We start from the raw sequence: 20854 nt of genomic DNA, 5'->3' as shown, positions 1-20854 counted from the left end.
AGGGTTGAGGATGGTTCATGGCCGAAGTGATTGACGGAAAGAGCGTTGCCGAGGATGTGGTGCGGACGGTCAAGGCGTTGACCGCCGAGCTGGTCGCCAAGGGCAACGCCAAGCCTGGCCTGGCCGTGGTCATCGTCGGCGAGGATCCGGCGAGTCAGGTCTATGTCGCTTCCAAATCGCGCACCGCCAAGGAATGCGGCTTTCATTCGCTCCAGCACACGCTGCCGGCCGAGACTTCCCAAGAGGCGTTGCTCAAGATCATCGCCGACCTCAACGCCGATCCGGCCATCAACGGCATCCTGGTGCAACTGCCGCTGCCCGCCCACATCGACGCCGGCAAGATCATCCAGGCGATTGCGCCTCAGAAGGATGTCGACGGTTTTCATTTCATCAATGTCGGCAAGCTCGGCACGGGCGAACTCGACACGGCCTTCGTTCCCTGCACGCCGGCCGGTTCCATGCTTCTGATCGAGCGCGTGCGCGGCAAGGACCTGTCCGGCCTCAACGCCGTCGTCGTCGGCCGCTCCAACATCGTCGGCAAGCCGATGGCCAATCTGCTGCTTGCCGCCAACTGCACCGTCACCATCGCCCACAGCCGCACCAAGGATCTGCCGGCGCTCGCCCGCACCGCAGACATCCTGGTCGCCGCCGTCGGCCGGCCGGAAATGATCAAGGGGGATTGGGTGAAGCCGGGCGCCACCGTCATCGATGTCGGCATCAACCGCATTCCCGCGCCCGAGAAGGGCGAGGGCAAGTCGCGCCTCGTCGGCGATGTCGCCTACGCCGAGGCGGCCAGGCAAGCCGGCGCCATCACGCCGGTGCCCGGCGGTGTCGGACCGATGACCATTGCCATGCTGATGGCCAATACGTTAGCTTCTGCCTACCTTGCGGCCGGATTGAAGCGGCCCTCCTTCTGAGCCCGGGTTGACCCTGAAAGCGCCAGTTTTGCCGAACCCCACCATTTCCCCGGAACGGCCGGTCCCGAGTGATCCCGTTCAAGGTGGCCGGCAGTTCGCCTTCCTGCTGGTCGACAAGTTTTCCATGTTCTCACTGGCCGCGGCGATCGATACGTTCCGGTCGGCGAACCGTCTGCTCGGTCGCGATTTCTATGGCTGGACCACGGTGTCGGCCGATGGCGATCCGGTGATGGCGTCCAACGGCCTGCCGCTCAAGATCGACTATGCCGTGGCCGACCTGCCGCCGGTCGACATCCTCTTCGTTTCGGTCGGCCTGACGACGGAATTTCCCGGCAAGAGCAAGGTCCTGGCGGCGTTGCGCAGCTGGGGACGGCGCGGCAACGCGCTCGGCGCGCTGTCGGTCGGGTCCTATCTGCTGGCCGAGGCCGGCCAGCTCGACGGTTACCGCTGCACCATCCATTGGGAAAACCGCGCCGGCTTCATGGAGCGCTTCCCCGACATCAACTGCACCGGCAATGTCTTCGAGATCGATCGCAAGCGCTACACCTGCGCCGGCGGCACCACCTCGATCGACCTGATGCTGGAGATCGTGCGCGGCGACTTCGGCTCCAACCTTGCCAATGGCGTCGCCAACCAGTTCCAGCACGAGCGCATCCGCTCGGCCGGCGACCGCCAGCGCGTCGGGCCGGAGCGCGATCTGACCGGCAAGTCGGAGAAGCTGAGGCGCATCGTCGAACTGATGGCCGACCACCTCGATGAGCCGCTGTCGGCGGTGCAACTCGCCAAATCGGCCGGCCTTTCGGTGCGCCAGGTCGAGCGTCTCTTCCTGCGCCACCTCAACGTGACGCCCGGCCGCTACTATATGCGGCTGCGGCTGGAGCGGGCACGCGAATTGCTGCGCCAGACCAACATGCCGATCCTCGACGTGGCGATCGCGACCGGCTTCACCTCGCATTCCTATTTCGCCCAGAGCTACCGGCTGCAGTTCGGCCGGCCGCCCTCCGAAGAGCGCCGCACCACCTACTGAGCCGGGCTTCGATCTGGCTCCAAGACGCCTGCTGCCGGGGCGATCCTGCCGCACGAACGCTTTGTCTCCGCCCAGGGCCTGAGCGAGACGGCCGCGCCGGGCTTGTGTCCTGAAGCAGCCTCAAATAGCTTCCCTGTGCGGATTAGGGGGCTAACTCAGGAGATTTCGATGGCGGTATTTGCGCGGAGCATCGCTGCGGCGATCCTGCTGTTTTTCATGACGACGGTCGGCTTCGCCGCCAACAAGGTCATCATCATTCTCGACGCTTCCGGCTCGATGTGGGCACAGATCGACGGCAAGCCCAAGCTCGAAATCGCCAGGGAATCGCTGAGGACCGTGCTTCAATCCGTTCCCGCCGACGATGAGATCGGCTTCATGGCCTATGGCCATCGCGAAAAAGGCAGCTGCGACGACATCCAGCTGATCGTGCCGCCTCAGGCAGGCTCGGCAAGCGCCATCACGGATGCCGCCGACAGTTTGAAATTCCTTGGCAAGACGCCGTTGACGGCGGCCGTCAAGCAGGCGGCGGAAGCGCTGAAATACACCGAGGACAAGGCAACCGTCGTCCTGATTACCGATGGGTTGGAAACCTGCGGCGGCGACCCCTGTGCACTGGGCAAGGAACTCAAGGCATCCGGCGTCGATTTCACCGCCGATGTCGTCGGCTTCGGATTGACAGCCGACGAGGGTAAGCAGATCGCCTGCCTGGCTGAAAACACCGGCGGCAAGTACATCCAGGCCTCCGATGAGAAGGCGCTGCAGGAGGCCCTGGTCGAAACCGTCGCCGCACCGGCGCCGGCACCCGCGCCTGAACCGGCTCCCGCACCGGCGCCTGCCCCCGAGCCTGCCAAGCCGGAATTCAATTTCATGCCGACGGCGGTGCTTGCCGAGGGCGGTGATCCGGTCACCGACGGCAATGCCTGGGAAGTCTACAAGGCAAGGTCCGACGGCACGCGTGGCGACAACGTCACCACCGAATATGGCGCCTACAAAGCCAATCTGGAACCGGGCGATTACGTCATTGTCGCGCGCGACGGCGAGGCCAAGGTGGAGCAGAAGGTCAAGATCGAGGCAGGCCAGGTCGCCAAGCCGCTCTTCACCTTGAATGCCGGCACGCTCATCATTCATCCGCGACCAAGCGCGGGGGCGGATGTTGTCGATGGCGCGGCCGTCGTGATCGACTACCCAGGTGCCGATAATCCCGCGACCTACTATGGGACCACCAAGACCGTGTTGCCGGCCGGTGAGGAGAAAGTGACGGTCACGATCGGCCAGGGCGTGGCTTCCGAGACGATACCGCTCGCTGCCGGCAAGACAGTCGAAAAGGACATCATCGCCGGCGTCGGACATGTCGTTGCCAACGCCTATTATACAGCCGGCGGCGACAAGGCCGACGGTTCGGGCATCGGCTTCAAGGTCGTGAAGGCGAAAAAGAAGATCGACGGAACCCGGGACGAGGTGACCTATGCGTATGGTCCCGACAGCAAGTTCGATCTGCCGCCTGATGACTATGTGTTGATTGCGACGGTCGATCTTGCCGTCGTCGAGCAGCCGTTCAACGTCAAGGTCGGCGAATTTCAGGATGTGAAGGTCGCCATGAATGCCGGCGTGCTGGCGATCACCGCGCCCGGAGCCTCGAAGATTGAGATTTTCGAAACCAAGAAGGACATCAACGGCAACCGCAAGTCGCTTGGCTACGCATACGACCAGAAGTATCAGGCGGCGATACCGGTGGGTGACTACGCCGTCGTCTCGGAGAAATCGGACAACAGCTCGAAGGAAGGCTCTGTGACGGTCAAGGCCGGCGAGCGGGCTGAGTTGACGGTGCAATAGGATCGCATGGATAATGTAAAAAGGGCGGCCACGAGCCGCCCTTTTTCATGGATGAGACGGATCACGTCACGCCGTTCCGAAAGCGCTGGCGCCATGGTCGGCGCGGCCCACCAGCTGCCGGAAGCCGGCGAACAACTCGCGGCCGAAGCCGAACTCATTGCCGATGAGATCGGCTTCAGCGGTGCGGCGCAACGCGAACTCGGTCCCCGGCACCAGCACTTCCAGCGTACCGGCATCGGCGTCGAGGCGAATGATGTCGCCGTCTTGGATCCGGGCGATCGGCCCGTCCTCGACGGCTTCCGGCGTCACATGGATCGCCGCCGGCACCTTGCCGGAAGCGCCGGACATGCGCCCGTCGGTGACCAGCGCCACGCGCTGGCCGCGATCCTGCAGGATGCCGAGCACTGTGGTCAGCTTGTGCAGTTCCGGCATGCCGTTGGCCTTCGGCCCCTGGAAGCGGATAACGGCGATGAAATCGCCGGTGAGCGTGCCGGCCTTGAACGCATCGTTCAGGCCCTGCTGGCTGTCGAACACCTTGGCCGGCGCCTCGATGATGCGCCGTTCCGGCTTGACGGCGGAGGTCTTGATGACGGCATGGCCGAGATTGCCCGCCAGCACCTTCAGGCCGCCCGTCGGCTGGAACGCCTTGCTGAACGGCGCCAGCACCTTTTCGTCACCGCTGGCACGCGGCGAGGCCTCGCGCACCACCGAGCCATCGGCGCCGAGCTTTGCCTCGACCGCATAGGGTCGCAGGCCTTCGCCCCACACCGTCTGCACATCCTCGTGCAGCACGCCTTCGTCGAGCAGTTCGCGGATCAGGAAGCCGAGCCCGCCGGCGGCATGGAAATGGTTCACGTCGGCAAGCCCGTTCGGATAGACGCGGGCCAGAAGCGGCACGGCTTCCGACAGGTCGGAAATATCCTGCCAGGTCAGTGCGATGCCGGCCGCCGCCGCCATGGCGATCAGATGGATGGTATGATTGGTCGAGCCGCCGGTGGCATGCAGGCCGACGACGCCGTTGACGATCGACCGCTCGTCGATCATCCGCCCGACCGGCGTATAGGCATTGCCGAGCGCGGTGATGGCCAGTGCCCGCTTCGTCGCCTCGCGGGTCAGCGCATCACGCAACGGCGTACCGGGATTGACGAAGGAGGCGCCGGGCGTGTGCAGGCCCATGATCTCCATCAGCATCTGGTTGGAATTCGCCGTGCCGTAGAAGGTGCACGTGCCCGGCCCATGGTAGGATTTGGATTCGGCTTCCAGCAGTTCGGCGCGTCCCGCCTTGCCCTCGGCATAGAGCTGGCGCACCTTGGCCTTCTCGTCGTTGGGCAGCCCGGTCGTCATCGGTCCGGCCGGGATGAACACCGCCGGCAGATGGCCGAAGGTCAGCGCCGCGATCACCAGTCCCGGTACGATCTTGTCGCAGACGCCGAGAAAGACAGCGGCGTCGAACATGTTGTGCGACAGGCCGACCGCCGCCGACATGGCGATCACGTCGCGCGAAAACAGCGACAATTCCATGCCGGGCTGGCCCTGCGTGACGCCATCGCACATCGCCGGCACGCCGCCGGCCACCTGGGCGATGCCGCCGGCCTCGCGCGCGGCCTCCTTGATCAGGGCAGGGAAGGTCTCGAAGGGCTGATGCGCCGACAGCATGTCGTTGTAGGAGGTGATGATGCCGAGATTGGGCACCTTGTCGGCGCCGAGCGCCAGCTTTTCCGAGGGGCTGCACACCGCAAAGCCGTGGGCGAGGTTGCCGCAGGACAGCACCGACCGGTTGGCGGTCTGGTTCGACGCTTCGGCGATACGGCCGAGATAGCGTTCGCGGCCCGCCTTCGAACGTTGGCGGATGCGCTCGGTGATGGCTTCGATGTCGCTTCTTGCGGTCATGGCGGTCGGTCCTTTCAGGCGAGGTCCCGGAAACATCCTCCCGCCATTGCCGGGACCACTAAATCCAAAATCAGGGCGCCCAGAAAACCTCTACGGGCCTGGGCGCGGCGTCGAGCACGGCTCGGATCGGCTTCCGCGGCCCGGGCGCGAGCGAGCCGTCGAAGGCGGTGCGCTTGTCCTCGCCCTCTATGTGCAGCGCGATGAAGCCGGCATCGATGATGCGCGCCAGCGTCAGGGTCAGCCGCGGCTCGCCCGCACTGGCCGCGTGAACCGGCAGGATGATCCTGTCCGAGGCTGGGTCGAGCAGCTTGGCCAGATCGTCGGCATCGGGAAAGAACGAGGCGGTGTGGCCGTCCGGTCCCATGCCGAGCACCACGACATCGAGCGGCCAGGGCAGGGAGCGCAGTGCGGCATCGTCGGATGCCGCTGCATCCTCGATGCCGGATGCCTCATGGTAGAGCGGCACGAAGCGCGCCGCCTTGGCGGCGTTCTGCAAGAGATTGGCGGCCACCAGCCCGGCATTGGAGCGCGGCGAGGAGGCCGGTACGAAACGCTCGTCGACCAGCGTCACGATCACCTTGTCCCAGGCGATCGGCATCGCCGAAAGGGCGGCAAAGAATTTTGCCGGCGTCGTGCCGCCGGAGACGGCCAGCACTGCAGTGCCGCGCTCGCCGATCGCCCTGGTCAGCCGATCGGCGACGCGGCCGGCCAGCGCCGCGGCCAGGTGCGGCCGGTCGGGGAAAGCGTTCCAGTTGTAGCTGGCGCCGTTCAATTGCTCTCGTGCCATGTCCGCCCGTCACGTTCGATCAGCGCTATCGAGGCCGACGGCCCCCATGTGCCTGCCGTATAGCCTTGTGCTTCCTGCTTGGCGCCTTCCCAGGCATTCTGGATCGGGTCGATCCATTTCCACGCGGCCTCGACCTCGTCGCGGCGCATGAACAGCGTCTGGTTGCCGCGGATCACGTCCATGATCAGCCTTTCATAGGCATCGGGCGCGCGGCCGTCGAAGGACTGCGCGAAGCTCATGTCGAGCGAGATTTGGCGCAGCCGCATGCCGCCCGGGCCCGGATCCTTGATCATGATGAACTGCTTGACGCCTTCGTCCGGCTGCAGGCGGATGACCAGCTGGTTGGCGAAGATCGGCCCGGCGCTGTCGCCGAAGATCGAATGCGGGATCGGCTTGAACTCGATGACGATTTCCGAAACCCGGGTCGCCAGCCGCTTGCCGGTCCTGAGGTAGAACGGAACGCCAGCCCAGCGCCATGTGCCGATCTCGGCTTTGATGGCGACGAAGGTTTCGGTGTTGCTGTCCTTGCCGAGCTCCTCGACATAGCCCTTCACCGGCCCGCCGGCCGATGCACCGGCGCGGTACTGGCCGCGCACCGTGTGCTTCGGCGCCTCGTTGCCGTTGATGCGCTTCAGCGCCCGCAGCACCTTGAGCTTCTCGTCGCGCACGGCGTCGGCGTCCATCGATGACGGCGCCTCCATGGCGACGAGGCAGAGCAACTGCAGCATGTGGTTCTGCACCATATCGCGCAGCGCGCCGGCCTTGTCGTAATAGGTGACGCGGTCTTCCAGGCCGACGGTCTCGGCCACGGTGATCTGCACGTGGTCGATATGGGCGGAGTTCCACAGCGGCTCGTAGAGCGCGTTGGCAAAGCGCAGCGCCATCAGGTTCTGCACCGTCTCCTTGCCGAGATAATGGTCGATGCGGAAGATCTGGCTTTCGTGGAAGTCGTCGCCGACCAGATCGTTGAGCGCCCGCGCCGAGGCAAGATCGCGGCCGATCGGCTTCTCCAGCACGATGCGCGAATTCGGCGTGATCAGCTTGTGCTCTTTGAGCTTGTGCGAGATATCGCCGAACAGCGCCGGCGCAACGGCCAGATAGAAGGCGCGGATGCTCTCGCTCTCGCCGATCGCCTTCTTGAGCTTGTCAAAGCCGGCGCCACTTGTGGCATCGGCGGAGACGTAGGAAAGCCGCGCCAGGAAGGTCTTCAGCTCCTTGGCGTCGATATCGGCCGGCTTGACGTGGTCGGAGATCGCCTGGCTGGCGAAGGCGCGGAATTCCTCGTCGCTCATTTTCGAGCGCGATGTGCCGATGATGCGTGTCGGCTCGGAGAATTGATGGTCGCGCTGGCGATAATAGAGCGACGGCAGAAGCTTGCGTTCCGACAGGTCGCCGGTGCCGCCGAAAATGATGAAGTCGAAAGGGTCGACGGGAATGATCTGGCTGGTCATGGTCTGTCCGCTTTGACGCCGGTCGCGAGTACGCGGCTGATATATTCTAATCGATTTAAATTTTCCAGTGCCATGGTGTCACATCGAGGACCAATCGCTGGATATTGATTGGGTCCACATGTGCGCTTGACACTGGCGCTTGCCGGAGGCTTGTCGGTGAACGAAGACTCCGGAAGCTTTCGCAGTTGCAGCATAGAACGTGAATGTGACGAAAGCTAAGGGGGAAATGGCGCCTTGTCTGTCGCGGCATGGGCCGCGCCGGTCAGCCGCCTTATTGGTTCCAGGAAGACATCTATGAGTGGGAAAAGCATGCGTCTGGAAAACAAGGTCGCCATCATCACCGGCGCGGCATCCGGCTTCGGCGAAGGCATGGCCAAGCGCTTCGCGCAGGAAGGCGCCAGGGTCGTTGTCGCCGACCTCAACGCCAAGGGGGCGGAGCGCGTCGCCGGCGAGATCGGCGAGGCGGCGATCTGGACGCAGACAGATGTCTCGTTGCGCTCCGAATTCGACGAGATGATCTATGCCGCCAAAAGCGCCTTCGGCCGCATCGACATCATGGTCAACAATGCCGGTTACACCCACCGCAACGGCGACATGCTGAAGGTCGACGAAGAAACCTTCGACCTGATCACCGCTGTCAACATGAAGGCGATCTATCACGCGGCTCTTGCCGTGGTGCCGATCATGGAGCGGCAAGGTGGCGGCGTCATCCTGACCACGGCCTCCACCGCTGGCCTCAGGCCACGGCCCGGCCTCACCTGGTACAATGCCTCGAAAGGTTGGGCGATCACCGCCACCAAATCGATGGCGGTGGAACTCGCGCCGAAGAACATTCGTGTCAATTGCCTCTGCCCGGTCGCCGGCGAAACCGGCATGCTGGAGAAATTCATGGGCGCCGACACGCCCGGGATTCGCGAGACTTTCCGCGCCTCGATCCCGCTCGGCCGGCTTTCGACCCCACTCGATATCGCCAATGCCGCACTCTGGCTGGCATCGGATGAAGCCGCCTTCATCACCGGCGTGGCGCTGGAGGTCGATGGCGGCCGCTGCATCTGAAACGCATCGTCCTTGTGGCGCCGGTCGGTTCGACAGTACCTGCGACTTCGAGTTTGACTTGTACCGGCAACGTCCGGCCTCAGCCGTAAATGCGCCGGTATATCAGCCGCCGGTCTTGATGTAACTCTTGTAGACCCAGCCTGTCTTGCCGTTGTAGACGATCTGACACCATTGCTTGCAGTTCATCACCTGCACCGAGGTTCTTGCCGGCACAGTGACGATGGCGGCTGCGTTCTTCTTCGGGCCGCTGCGCATGGTCACCGGTCTCAGGATGCGCCCGTTGCCGGCCGCCGCCACCTTGCGTGGCTTGGCCTTGCTGCCATCATCACTCGCCGTCGGCTGCTGTTCGGGCGCCTGTGGCTGCACTTCGGGGATCGCGGCGGTCTTGGCTCCATCCGGATTGCTGCTTGCCGCTGGTGCGGGCGCGGCAACCTTGGCAAGTTCGCTGGCGGCATCGGTATCGGTCGCCGATGGCGCGAATGCCGCCGCGACAGCCGGCTTGACTGGCGTCGGCTTAGCCTGATTGGCCGCTTGGCTGGGGGCAGCCGCCTGATCGGGTGCCGCCGAAGCGGCCTTCGGCTGCGCTCCCGTCCAGCGGGGATCATTGGCCGCCAGCGCTTGTATGTTTGCTTTCGCCGCCGCCATCGTCGGCGAGACCTGGTCGGACTTGCGGGCGGGCTGCGGCACGGTCGCCGCGGCCACCGTGGTTCCGGCCGGGACGACCTTCGTCGTTTTCACCGGAATGGCCGGAATGCTCTGTTCCTGGCTGGCGGCTGCCTGCCGCTCGCTCGTCGGCAATGCCAGCCAGAGCGCCACCGCGGCCACGCCGAGCAGCGCGGCGGTGCCCACCGCGGCAATCACCAGATGCGAGTTCGAACGGACTCCCTGCCAGAAGGACGGCCGCATGTCGTATCCAAACTGCATGGCAAAGCGCCGACGTTCCGGAGCACCGAAACTGAAGGGCTCTCTCACTCTCGCCACCTCCATAAGCGGGCCGATGTTCTTTCAATCATTGCCGGAAGTCCGGCATCTGATCGGCATCGGTCCCAAAAATCAACACGGGCAAGCCCGCAGCAATCCCCGAATAGTCGCCCAGAAGCGCGAACCTTTCGCCCCCGATTGTGGCATCAGTACGCCATTATAAAGGATTCTGCGCCTTTGCCGCCATTTCCGCAATGTGTCGCGCGGGCAATGAATATTACAATATTACATCAGATCGTGATGGCGATTGGACCGAGCACGAGGTGCGTCGCTTCGAGACGGATCCATGCGGTTCACTTCAGGCCTATATGGTTTCCCTAACCGGGGGGCACTTTTGGCCAATATGCCCCTAGATCCGGTCGCGCAGCGCGAACCAGTTGAGCGCCAGGAAAAGCAGCGGCGTGCGGAAACGGCGGCCGCCGGGAAATGGCGGAATTTTCAGATCCTCGATCAGTTTCAGCCGGTCGCGATTGCCGGCGACGGTCTCGGCGTAGAGCTTGCCGAAGAAGTTCGACAGCATGACACCATGGCCGGAATAGCCGCCGGCCGAGATCACATTGGGCATCACTTCGCGCACGAATGGTTTCCTCGGCACTGTGATGCCGACATAGCCGCCCCAGCCATGGGTGATCTCGATATCTTTCAGCGCCGGATAGAGCTCTACGATCTGGCGGCGAATGTGGATGTGGATGTCCTTCGGGTCGTTGACGCCATAGACCTCGCGTCCGCCGAACAGCAACCGGCCGTCCCTCGATTTGCGGAAATAGCGCACCACGAAGCGCGAATCATCGACGGACTCGCCGCCGGGCAGCACCTTCGAATCCGCCCCCAAAGGCACGGTCGCACCGATGAAGGAGCCGATCGGCATGATGTGCGCGGCACTCACCGGTTCGAGCGTGCCGCCATAGGCGTTGACCGCGATCAGGCATTTCTGCGCCGTCACGGTACCTCTTGGCGTGGAAACCCTGACCTTGCCGCCAGCGGAAACAATGCCGGTCGATGGCGTCCCTTCGAACAGCTGCGCGCCGGTCTGCGCAGCCACCCGCGCCGTGCCGATCACCAGCTTCATCGGATGGATATGGCCGGTGCCGGTGTCGCGCGTGCCGCCGAAATAGGCGGTCGAGCCGAGTCGCTGCGCCGTCTCCTTCGCATCCATGAAGGAGATGTACGGATAGGAGAAACGACTGGCCATGATCTCGGCATGCGCCTTGTAGTCGTCGACATAGCGCGGCTTGTGCGCCACCGAGAGCTGGCCCGGCATGTAGTCGATATCGATCTGATTGGTGGCGGCGAATTCGATGAGATGCGCCTTCGCCTCCTCGGCGAGATCGAACAGTGCCTTGGCACGGGACAGGCCGCATTCGGCCTCCAGATCTTCTGCCCAGGCGCGCTGGCCGGTGCCGAGCTGGCCACCATTGCGGCCCGATGCGCCGTCACCGAAGCGATACGATTCGATGAGCACCACGTCTGCTCCAGCCTTCGCCAAGTGAACCGCCGCTGACAGGCCGGTGAACCCGCCACCGACAACGACGACATCGCATTTTCGGTCGCCGTCGAGCGCCGGATACTCAGGCCGAGGCCCGGCCGTGTCCTCATACCAGGAGCGGCCGGGAGAAATGGGAGATTGATAGGACATGGGAACGCCAAAGAATGGTGAATAATGAATGGCTGTGAGGGACCGCAACCGTCTGCGCTCATCCATCCAGTATGAAGCTACTCACCATTCACTATTCACCATTCAAGCGTCGCCGCTCATACGTTGAGCAGAAGATACTCCCGCTCCCACGGGCTGATCACTTCCATGAAGGTCTCGAATTCCGCCCGCTTGATCGCCGCATAGGTGGCGGCGAAGGATTTGCCCAGCAGCGCGCCGAGTTCCTCGTCGCCCTCGAACAGGTCGACGGCTTCGAGCAGGCTGCGCGGCAGGTCGATCTCGTCCGCATTGGCGGTCGTCAACACCGGCGGCTCGGCCTTGACCTTCCTGGTGATGCCGATCAGCCCGCAGGCAAGCGAAGCCGCCAGCGCCAGGTAGGGATTGGCATCGGAGGACGGGATGCGGTTTTCGACACGCCGCGCCGCCGGATCCGAACGCGGCACGCGGAACGCCGTGGTGCGGTTGTCATAGCCCCATTTGTTGTTGACCGGAGCCGAGGCCGCCTGCGTCAGCCGCCGGTAGGAATTGACATAGGGCGCGAACATCACCAGCGCGTTCGGCACGTGTTTCTGCATGCCGCCGATGAAATGAAAGAACGCCTCGGTCTCCGAGCCGTCCTCGGCCGAAAAAATGTTCTTGCCGGTCTTCTTGTCGATGATCGACTGGTGGATATGCATGGCCGAACCCGGCTGGCCCTGGATCGGCTTGGCCATGAAGGTGGCGTAGATCTCGTGCTTGAGCGCGGCTTCACGGATGGTGCGCTTGAACATGAACACCTGGTCGGCGAGCTCGATCGGGTCGCCATGGCGCAGATTGATCTCGAGCTGGCCGGCGCCCTCTTCATGGATGAGCGTGTCGATTTCCAGGCCCTGGCTTTCGGAGAAGTGGTAGATGTCGTCGATCAGTTCGTCGAACTCGTTGACGCCGGCGATCGAATAGCCGGCGCCGCCGCCGATCGCACGGCCCGAGCGACCGACGGGCGGGGTGAGCGGATAGTCAGGGTCCGGATTCTTGCGCACCAGGTAGAACTCGATCTCGGGCGCCACCACCGGCCTCAGTCCAAGCTTGTCATAGGCGGCAAGCACGCGCTTCAGCACATTGCGCGGCGTGAATTCGACCGAGCGGCCATCCTGGTGGACGAGGTCGCAGATGACAGCGGCCGTCGGGTCTTCTTCCCAGGGCACCACTGTCAGCGTCGATAGGTCCGGCATCAGCTTGAGGTCGCCGTCGTCCTCGGGATAGTGGAAGCCGTTGCCGTCTTCGGGATAGCCGCCGGAAATCGTCGTCATGAAAACGGCCGAAGGCAGCGCCAGCGAGGTGTTGGAGGTGAATTTCTTCGACGGCATCATCTTGCCGCGGGCCACGCCCGCCTGATCAGGCGTGATGCATTCGATGTCCTCGATGCCGCGCCATTCCAGCCACTCGCTGACTTCCTTCCAGTTCTTCACACCACGCAGGTTTTTCACGAAGGCAGGCGTACGCGCTCGTCCTCCGCGGCTCGACGGACGGACTTCCTTTTTTGCAGGCGGCATCATTCACCAGATTGGGTTGCGGATTTCGGAGTATAGCCGTGCCCCGCTGTTTAAGGGAAGGGGAGGTGCTGCCGGCATTCCTCGTTCCGGTTGAAAATCACGTCGGCCGGCTTAGGTTCGTACGGCTCCCGACCTGGAAGGCATCGATGCGAAACAATAGCGAACTGACGACCATTGGCTTCGACGCCGACGACACGCTTTGGCAGAACGAACAGTTCTTCCGCATGACGGAGAAGCGTTTCGCCGCCATGCTTGCCGATCATGGCGGGGAGAACCAGATTTCGGCGCGATTGCTCGAGGCCGAGCGGCGCAACCTTGCCGTCTACGGCTTCGGCATCAAGGGGTTCACCCTGTCGATGATCGAAACGGCGATCGAGGTCACCGACGGGCGTGTGCCGGCTTCGGTCATAGCGCAGATCCTCGAGGCTGGCCGCGAGATGCTGAGCCACCCGATCGAGGTCTTGCCGCATGTGCGCGAGACGGTGGAGAAGCTTGCCGGCGCCTACCGCCTCGTGCTGATCACCAAGGGCGACCTCTTCGACCAAGAGCGCAAGCTGGCCGGGTCCGGCCTCGGCGACCTGTTCGACGCGGTCGAGATCGTCAGCGACAAGAATGCCGCGACCTACTCCCGCCTTTTCAACCGCCACGGTGACGGTCCGGCAAAGAGCATGATGGTCGGCAATTCGCTGAAGTCGGACGTGGTGCCGGCCATCGAGGCCGGCGGCTGGGGCGTTCATGTGCCGCACGAACTCACCTGGGTGCTCGAGCATGTCGAGGCGCCGCTCGCCGAGCCGCGGTTTCGCCAGATATCGGACCTCGGGCAATTGCCTGAACTGGTCCAAACCATCACCAGAGGGAGTTGATCGCGCTTTGCACGTCGCCCAAAAGTGACCTCGGTTTTGGGCGAACGACATGCATGGAACAACGACCTGAAGCACGTCAGGTGACGCCCTTAGCGGCTTATCAGGCGATCGATCACCGGTTGCAGTCGTTCGGGCGTGATCGGCTTGGCGACCACGACGTCAATCACGTTCGACAGGCCCAGACTCTCCGGCGTACCGGTCTTGGTTGAAAGCAGGATCACGGGAGGAAACGATTTTCCCGAAACCCGTCGCAACGTCTCGATGCCCGACATTAGGGTGTCGCAGTCCTTGTTGTCCGCGCCGCCATCCAGCACGATCACCCCAGGCACCAGTGTTCGCAAGGTCTTCGCCGCCATGTCGGGCGATTCCGAGATTGGCTTGAGCCCGGATCGCTCGACGATCTTCGACACCACCACACGATTGATCGGTGATTTCCCGACAACAAGCACTTGCGAGGGACCGCGTGTCGTCTCGGTGCTTGAATCCTGGGTCACCAGATTCGGATATTTTGCGATCTCGCCCTCGTTACTCACTGGGCACCCAAGTCGGCCAAGAAGCTCGCCCCCATTTCAATGCAGAGTTGAATCTGGCCGACAATTGGCGTGAGATCGCACCCCATGTCAAGTTGAAATAAAAGGCTTCCGAAAACGCCTCCTGCGATAGTGGAGTCAAGCAACAGTACTGTACTGCCCTGTCCACGGATCGGTTGCATAAAAATATAATTCACCTGCGCATACACTGCGCAGGTGAAGGGCCGGTTGCAACGATTTCCGGTTAGCCATGGCTCTGCTGTGTGACGATCACCGGGATCAGCAGGTCGCCCCAGTTGCCGTCGCCGCCATGGTGCCTCGCCGAGCGCACCAGCTCCACCGAGACGCCGGCCTCGACTGCCTTCATCACCGACTGGTTGAGCCTGTGCAGATCGTTGGCCAGCATGCGGATCGTTGCCTGCTGGTCGACGCTCATCGTGGTCGATTGTTCTTCTGCCCGTTCCTTGACGCGGCTTATTGATGCCATTGGTCTTCTCCTGTGTTTGAAGCCCTGTTGGGCGTTTCCCCGGTGTTTCTGATCCGCTACTCGGCGGCCGGCCTGAACTGTGCGTGCTCGGTCGATTCATGCATGGCGGTGGTCGACGATTTGCCGCCGGTGATTGCCATCGACACGGCGTCGAAATAGCCGGTGCCGACCTCGCGCTGATGCTTGGTCGCGGTATAGCCATTGGCTTCCGCCGCGAATTCGGCTTCCTGCAACTCGGAATAGGCCGCCATCTGCCGTTCCTTGTAGCCACGCGCCAGTTCGAACATGCCGTAGTTGAGCTGGTGGAAGCCGGCGAGCGTGATGAATTGGAACTTGTAGCCCATGGCTCCGAGTTCCCTCTGGAATTTGGCGATCGTCGCGTCGTCGAGATTCTTCTTCCAGTTGAACGAGGGCGAGCAATTGTAGGCGAGCAGCTTGCCCGGATGGTGCTTGCGCACGCCCTCGGCGAATTTCTTGGCCTGTGCGAGGTCCGGCTTCGAGGTCTCGCACCAGATCAGGTCCGCGTGAGGCGCATAGGCGACGGCCCGCGCGATGCAGGGCTCGATCCCGTTCCTGACCTGGTAGAAGCCTTCCACCGTGCGCCCGGCATCGTAGTCGACGAAGGGCTGGTCGCGCTCATCGATGTCGGATGTCAGAAGCTTCGCGGCTTCGGCGTCGGTGCGTGCCACGACCAGCGTCGGCGTGCCCATCACATCCGCGGCCAGGCGCGCGGCGTTGAGGTTGCGGATATGCGCGGCGGTCGGGATCAGCACCTTGCCGCCGAGATGGCCGCACTTCTTTTCCGACGCCAGCTGGTCCTCGTAATGGACGCCGGCGGCGCCCGCCTCGATGAACGCCTTCATGATCTCGAAAGCGTTGAGCGGCCCGCCGAAGCCGGCTTCGGCGTCGGCGACAACAGGCGCGAACCAGGTCTCGACCGAAAGCCCGTTGCCCTCGGAGGTCTCGATCTGGTCGGCACGCTGCAGCGTCCGGTTGATGCGCTTGACCAGCTCCGGCGCGGCATTGGCCGGATAGAGCGACTGGTCGGGATACATCGCCGAGGCGGTGTTGGCGTCGGCGGCGACCTGCCAGCCCGACAAATAGATCGCCTTCAGTCCGGCGCGCACCTGCTGCATCGCCTGGTTGCCGGACATGGCGCCGAGCGCGTTGACGAAATCCTCCTCGTGGATGAGTTTCCACAGCCGGTTGGCACCCATTTCGGCGAGACTCTGGCGGATCTGCACCGAGCCGCGCAGCCGCTTTACGTCCTCCGGCGAATAGGGACGTTCGATACCGTCGAAGCGACCTTCCGGCGCCGAGGGGACGAGATTGTAAAAATCAGTCATGGGTCACTCCGAAGGATTGCTGGCCTTTGTCCGTGCGCCAATCTTCTGGCGCATCGGGATGTGACTGAATTTACATTGCGGCGCGAAATCAGCCAGAAAAATCAGGCTATGTCGCCGAGAATTAGGGAAAACCTGTGTTGTGTTTGACAGAGGGGTACTGTAAATCTGTCATAATTGTAAAAAATCACCGGCAATGGGATTGCCGCGAACGTCGTGTAAATTCCTGTCAAGGGCAGTCGATGGCTGAGCAGAAGATTTTCGCCGGGCCGCGCATCCGCCGCATCCGCAACGCCAAGGGCCTGACCCAGACGGCGATGGCCGAGGGGCTCGGCATTTCGCCGTCCTACCTCAACCTGATCGAGCGCAACCAGCGGCCGCTGACGGTGCAGCTGATCCTCAAGCTGGCATCCGTCTACAAGGTCGACCCGCATGAGCTGCAGGGCGAGGCGAGGGGATCTGTCGCGGCCTTGAAGGAGGTGTTCACCGATCCGCTGCTGGTCGGCGAATTGCCGGGAGACCAGGAGTTGATCGAACTTGCCGAGGCGGCGCCCAATGCGTCCGCGGCGGTGATAAAGCTGTTTCGCGCCTATCGCGAGCAGGCCGATCGGCTGTCAGACCTCAACGAACTCCTGGCGCGCGAGGGGCGGGCGACCGCGCTGTCCGGCGCTCGCCTGCCGATCGACGAGGTGCATGAGACCTTCGAGCGGCGGCCAAACCATTTCACGGCACTTGAGGAAGAGGCCGAGGCGTTCACCGCGGTGCTCGATCCCGGTGACGATCTGTTCGGTGCGTTGAAGGCATGGTTGAAGCGCGAATACGGCATCGTGGTCAAGGTGCTGCCGGTCGCCACCATGCCGAACTGGCGCCGCCGCTATGACCGCCATTCGCAGCGCCTGTTCCTGTCCGAGCGCCTGTCACCGTTCGACCAACTGCGCGAGGTGGCGATGGAGGCCTGCCTGATCCGCATGACGGTCGCGGTCGCCGGTGAGATCCAGGCGCTCAAGCTGACCACGGACGAGGCCCGCCGCCTCGCCCGTTTCGAGCTCGGCCGCTATGTCGCGCATGCGTTGATGATGCCCTACCAGGCCTTTCATGCCGCCGCCGTCCGCGCCCGCTACGACATCGACGTCCTGCGCTCGCGCTTCGGCGTCTCCTTCGAGCAGGCGGCGAACCGGCTGACCATGCTGCAGCGGCAGGGCGCACTCGGCGTGCCGTTCTTCATGCTGGAGGTCGACAATGCGGGAAACCGCTTTCGCAGGGCCGGCAGCCAGGGCTTTCCGCACAGCCGCTTCGGCGGCGGTTGCCCTAAGCTGCCCGTCCATGCCGCCTTCACCCAGCCGGGCCAGGTTTTCGTCGAAGCGGTGGAAATGCCTGACGGCGCCGAGTTCCTGTGCATCGCCCGCACGCTTGAGGGGCCGCAGGGCGCGTTCGCGGAGCGCCCGCGCCGCACGGCGCTGCTGCTCGGTTGCGACATCGGCTTTCGCGACGACATCGTCTATGGCGCGGCACTGCCCGGCGCCGCGGTCGGCGCAAGGGCTGGACAAGGCGCCGTCGCGGCGACGCCGGTCGGACCCGCCTGCCGGCTTTGCGAGCGCGTCGGCTGTCTGGCACGCGCCGAACCGCCGGTGACGCGTCCGCTTGGCCTCGACGAGATGGTGACGGGCCTGAGCGCCTTCGACTTCCAATGAAGTTGTGGCGGCTTGCCGGTCAGACAAAACGGTTCCTTTCTCTGTCTAGCGCAACAAGCCACACAGTTGCTGCGGTCGGCATTGGCGGCTTCATTGCAGGAAAGTTGGCGGCGAAGGCAGGGCTCATTGCGCTGAAGAAATTCGGCTTGATCTTGTTGATCCCACTGGCAGGGCTTTGGCGTTTCATTCGAGGCAACAAGACCACTTCCTGAGGCCTTGTTCGGGCACCAACACCGCAGACGCGACGACATGCCGTCGCCAGTGCGCCAAACGGAACGCCGCGCTGGATCACCCGCGGCGTAATTCTTTGCGTTACGCGAACAGAGCAGTTTTTTGTCGTCCCTTGCGCATCGTACCGTCCACAAAAGCTCGACAGTCGCGCCCATGACAGACGCAGCATCATCGCCGGGCCTTGTTGCATCGACTTCCTCGCCGCGCGAGGAACGTGTCGGCATGCTTCTGGTCTTCCTGTCGGCGCTGATGTGGAGTTTCGGCGGCACCATCGCCCGCTTCATCACTGTCGGCGACAGCTGGACGGTTATCTTCTGGCGCTCCGTCTGGGCCGCCGCGTTCCTGCTTTTGTTCATGACCTGGCGTGACGGCTGGCGCGGCATGCTGAAATCGTTTCGCGACATGGGACTGCCTGGCCTTGCCGTCGGGTTCTGTTTCGCCATCGCATCGACCGCCTTCGTCGTGGCGCTCGCCTACACCACCGTCGCCAACATCCTCTTGATGCAAGCCGGCGTGCCGCTTCTGGCGGCGCTGTTGGCCTGGGCCTTGTTCCGCGAAAGTGTCAGTGCCGTGACCTGGGTGGCGATTGCCGCCGTCATTGCCGGCGTTGCCATCATGGTGTCTGAATCGCTTGATGGTGCCGTCTCGCCCATAGGTGACGGGCTGGCGCTGCTGATCGCTTTGATGTTCTCGGTTGCCACCGTCATCACAAGGCGGTTCGCCAGCGTGCGCATGACGCCGGCGACCTGTCTCGGCACGGTTCTGGCCGCGGGCTTTGCCGCCTCGCAGACGTCTACCTTCGCGGTGTCAGCCGTCGACATGGGCTTTCTCTTCGCCTTCGGCGTGGTCAATCTCGGCATTGGTCTTGCCTTCTTCGCCACCGGTGCGCGATTGATCCCGGCGGCCATCGCGGCACTGCTCGGCACCTTCGAGCCGATCCTTGGGCCGATATGGGTCTGGCTCATCCATTCCGAGGTGCCGTCCGGGCGCACCATCATCGGCGGCGCCGTGGTGGTCACCGCGCTGCTCGTCCATATCGGGCTCGAGTTCAAGCGCCAGGCACGGCCGCGTCGGGCAGGGGTCACCGGCGTGCCGTCGCCGAATTGATGCGGGCCGCTGAAGCTTTGCCATTGACAATGTTGCTGCCGCCCGGGCAGGCTGGGTCCACGGCAACAACAAGACAGGCGTATCTTGCCAAGTCTCCCCGGCGGCCCGATCGAGACCGCTCCATATTTCTGTATTTCTGTCCGCGCGGCGGCGAAAGCTTCTGACGGCACCGCGATTCCTTCCAGCCTCGGGCGATTGCTCGGCCGCGGCCGGCGCGCCAATCGGCGCTTGTTGTCCCCTGGAAAGCTCAATAGTCTGAAACAAATGCCCGGCCGCGCGGGTTCGCGAAGAGCCGGCGAAGGAACACTCACCAAAGGAGAATAGCATGATCCGCAAAGCGCTCTGGCTTTCGGCGACCTCGGTATTTCTGACGCTTTTCACAGTCGGGGGCCATGCCGAGGACCGTGTCGTCAACGTCTTCAACTGGTCGGATTATATCGACAGCTCCGTCATCGAGGACTTCACCAAGCAGACCGGCATCAAGGTCGTCTACGACACATTCGATTCCAATGAGATCCTTGAAACCAAGCTGCTGGCCGGCGGTAGCGGCTACGACGTCGTGGTGCCCAGCGGCAATTTCCTTGCCCGCCAGATCCAGGCCAGCGTCTTCCAGAAGCTCGACAAGTCCAAGCTGCCGAACATCTCCAACATGTGGGACGTCATTTCGGAGCGCACCGCCAAGTACGATCCCGGCAACGAATATTCGGTCAACTACATGTGGGGGACCGTCGGCATCGGCTATAACGTCAAGAAGGTGCAGGCCGCGCTCGGCACCGACAAGATCGACAGCTGGGATGTGTTCTTCAATCCCGAAAGTCTCGCCAAGCTGAAGGATTGCGGCGTCTATGTGCTGGATTCGCCGGCCGACATCATTCCGGCGGCGCTGAAATATGTCGGCCTCGACCCCAACAGCACCTCGCCCGACGACATTGCCAAGGCCGAGGAAGCCCTGATGAAGGTCCGGCCCTTCATCAGGAAATTCCACTCGTCCGAATATATCAACGCCTTGGCCAACGGCGACATCTGCCTGGCTATCGGCTTCTCAGGGGACGTCTTCCAGGCCCGCAACCGCGCCCAGGAGGCCAAGCAGGGTGTCGAGATCGGCTATTCCGTGCCGAAGGAAGGCGCCCAGATATGGTTCGACCAGATGGCAATCCCCGCTGATGCGCCGCATGTCGCCGAGGCGCATGAATTCATCAACTACATGATGAAGCCGGAAGTCATCGCCAAGTCTTCAAACTTCGTGCTCTACGCCAACGGCAACAAGGCTTCGCAGCAGTTCGTCGACAAGGCGATCCTGGAAGATCCGTCAATCTATCCGGACGAAGCGACCGTGCAGAAGCTCTATACGGTCCAGCCGTACGATCCCAAGGCCCAGCGCGTCATCACGCGCACCTGGACCAAGATCGTCACCGGCCAATAATCATCTGAAGCGACCCCGGCGGACAACTGCCGGGGTCGCGTTTTTTTGGGG

18 protein-coding genes are annotated in these 20854 nt (G+C 63.2%); 8 read left to right on the top strand and 10 right to left on the bottom strand.

Going from position 1 to position 20854, the window contains the following annotated elements:
- Positions 1–17 precede the first annotated feature (17 nt).
- The 3 genes from folD (at position 18) to FJ546_RS25105 (ending at position 3777) form a co-directional block, all read left to right on the top strand.
- Complete coding sequence (gene folD, locus FJ546_RS25115; RefSeq protein WP_140891770.1) at positions 18–917, top strand: bifunctional methylenetetrahydrofolate dehydrogenase/methenyltetrahydrofolate cyclohydrolase FolD; 900 nt, start codon at positions 18–20, stop codon at positions 915–917.
- Between the two features lie 28 nt (positions 918–945).
- Entirely contained in the window at positions 946–1944 is a 999-nt protein-coding gene (locus FJ546_RS25110; RefSeq protein WP_140891769.1) for a GlxA family transcriptional regulator, read from the top strand.
- 168 nt (positions 1945–2112) lie between these two features.
- Positions 2113–3777: a VWA domain-containing protein gene (locus tag FJ546_RS25105; RefSeq protein ID WP_140891768.1), complete on the top strand. Its 1665-nt coding sequence runs from the start codon at positions 2113–2115 to the stop codon at positions 3775–3777.
- A gap of 66 nt (positions 3778–3843) precedes the next feature.
- Here the strand turns inward: FJ546_RS25105 and edd are convergent, their stop codons facing one another.
- The 3 genes from edd to zwf all read right to left on the bottom strand — a co-directional run bounded on the left by edd (position 3844) and on the right by zwf (position 7905).
- Positions 3844–5667, bottom strand: a complete 1824-nt coding sequence (edd, locus tag FJ546_RS25100; protein WP_140891767.1) for a phosphogluconate dehydratase — start codon at positions 5665–5667, stop codon at positions 3844–3846.
- 70 nt (positions 5668–5737) lie between these two features.
- Positions 5738–6454 (bottom strand): 6-phosphogluconolactonase, encoded by a 717-nt coding sequence (pgl, locus tag FJ546_RS25095; protein WP_140891766.1) that lies wholly within the window; start codon positions 6452–6454, stop codon positions 5738–5740.
- Positions 6436–7905 (bottom strand): glucose-6-phosphate dehydrogenase, encoded by a 1470-nt coding sequence (zwf, locus tag FJ546_RS25090; protein WP_095198205.1) that lies wholly within the window; start codon positions 7903–7905, stop codon positions 6436–6438. The genes pgl and zwf overlap by 19 nt, the downstream gene beginning before the upstream one ends.
- A 309-nt stretch (positions 7906–8214) precedes the next feature.
- On the opposite strand from zwf, the gene FJ546_RS25085 reads away from it, so the two are divergent.
- A complete protein-coding gene (locus FJ546_RS25085; RefSeq protein ID WP_140891818.1) occupies positions 8215–8961 on the top strand; it encodes an SDR family oxidoreductase in 747 nt (248 codons plus the stop codon).
- 102 nt (positions 8962–9063) lie between these two features.
- Here FJ546_RS25085 and FJ546_RS25080 read toward each other — a convergent pair whose 3' ends face one another.
- The 3 genes from FJ546_RS25080 to FJ546_RS25070 all read right to left on the bottom strand — a co-directional run bounded on the left by FJ546_RS25080 (position 9064) and on the right by FJ546_RS25070 (position 13131).
- Positions 9064–9885, bottom strand: coding sequence for an SH3 domain-containing protein (locus FJ546_RS25080; RefSeq protein ID WP_246686948.1), 822 nt, complete (start codon positions 9883–9885; stop codon positions 9064–9066).
- A gap of 406 nt (positions 9886–10291) precedes the next feature.
- The gene (locus tag FJ546_RS25075) at positions 10292–11578 is read right to left on the bottom strand and encodes an FAD-binding oxidoreductase (RefSeq protein WP_140891764.1); all 1287 of its coding nucleotides are present in this window, start codon (positions 11576–11578) and stop codon (positions 10292–10294) included.
- Positions 11579–11694: 116 nt separating this feature from the next.
- Positions 11695–13131, bottom strand: coding sequence for a glutamine synthetase family protein (locus FJ546_RS25070; protein ID WP_181168077.1), 1437 nt, complete (start codon positions 13129–13131; stop codon positions 11695–11697).
- 143 nt (positions 13132–13274) lie between these two features.
- Here FJ546_RS25070 and FJ546_RS25065 point away from each other — a divergent pair, with 143 nt between their 5' ends.
- Positions 13275–13991 (top strand): HAD family hydrolase, encoded by a 717-nt coding sequence (locus FJ546_RS25065; RefSeq protein ID WP_140891762.1) that lies wholly within the window; start codon positions 13275–13277, stop codon positions 13989–13991.
- A gap of 89 nt (positions 13992–14080) precedes the next feature.
- On the opposite strand, the gene FJ546_RS25060 is transcribed toward FJ546_RS25065, so the two are convergent.
- The 3 genes from FJ546_RS25060 to aceA all read right to left on the bottom strand — a co-directional run bounded on the left by FJ546_RS25060 (position 14081) and on the right by aceA (position 16354).
- Entirely contained in the window at positions 14081–14524 is a 444-nt protein-coding gene (locus FJ546_RS25060) for a response regulator (protein ID WP_140891761.1), read from the bottom strand.
- A gap of 241 nt (positions 14525–14765) precedes the next feature.
- Positions 14766–15008 (bottom strand): hypothetical protein, encoded by a 243-nt coding sequence (locus FJ546_RS25055; protein ID WP_006202762.1) that lies wholly within the window; start codon positions 15006–15008, stop codon positions 14766–14768.
- 56 nt (positions 15009–15064) lie between these two features.
- On the bottom strand, positions 15065–16354 hold the full coding sequence (aceA, locus tag FJ546_RS25050) for an isocitrate lyase (RefSeq protein ID WP_140891760.1): 1290 nt from the start codon (positions 16352–16354) through the stop codon (positions 15065–15067).
- Positions 16355–16593: 239 nt separating this feature from the next.
- Here aceA and FJ546_RS25045 point away from each other — a divergent pair, with 239 nt between their 5' ends.
- Positions 16594–18042 (top strand): XRE family transcriptional regulator, encoded by a 1449-nt coding sequence (locus FJ546_RS25045; protein ID WP_140891759.1) that lies wholly within the window; start codon positions 16594–16596, stop codon positions 18040–18042.
- Positions 18043–18061: 19 nt separating this feature from the next.
- Here the strand turns inward: FJ546_RS25045 and FJ546_RS31345 are convergent, their stop codons facing one another.
- Positions 18062–18463: a hypothetical protein gene (locus FJ546_RS31345; protein WP_181168081.1), complete on the bottom strand. Its 402-nt coding sequence runs from the start codon at positions 18461–18463 to the stop codon at positions 18062–18064.
- Here FJ546_RS31345 and FJ546_RS25040 point away from each other — a divergent pair.
- Both FJ546_RS25040 and FJ546_RS25035 read left to right on the top strand, forming a co-directional pair.
- Positions 18427–19380, top strand: a complete 954-nt coding sequence (locus FJ546_RS25040) for a DMT family transporter (protein WP_140891758.1) — start codon at positions 18427–18429, stop codon at positions 19378–19380. The genes FJ546_RS31345 and FJ546_RS25040 overlap by 37 nt on opposite strands.
- Before the next feature lie 325 nt (positions 19381–19705).
- A complete protein-coding gene (locus FJ546_RS25035; protein ID WP_140891757.1) occupies positions 19706–20803 on the top strand; it encodes a polyamine ABC transporter substrate-binding protein in 1098 nt (365 codons plus the stop codon).
- The last annotated feature ends 51 nt before the right edge of the window (positions 20804–20854 follow it).

This window comes from Mesorhizobium sp. B2-4-19 (genome assembly GCF_006441315.1).
In the GTDB taxonomy this organism is placed as follows: domain Bacteria; phylum Pseudomonadota; class Alphaproteobacteria; order Rhizobiales; family Rhizobiaceae; genus Mesorhizobium.
This window is presented reverse-complemented; position numbering and strand designations above follow the sequence as displayed.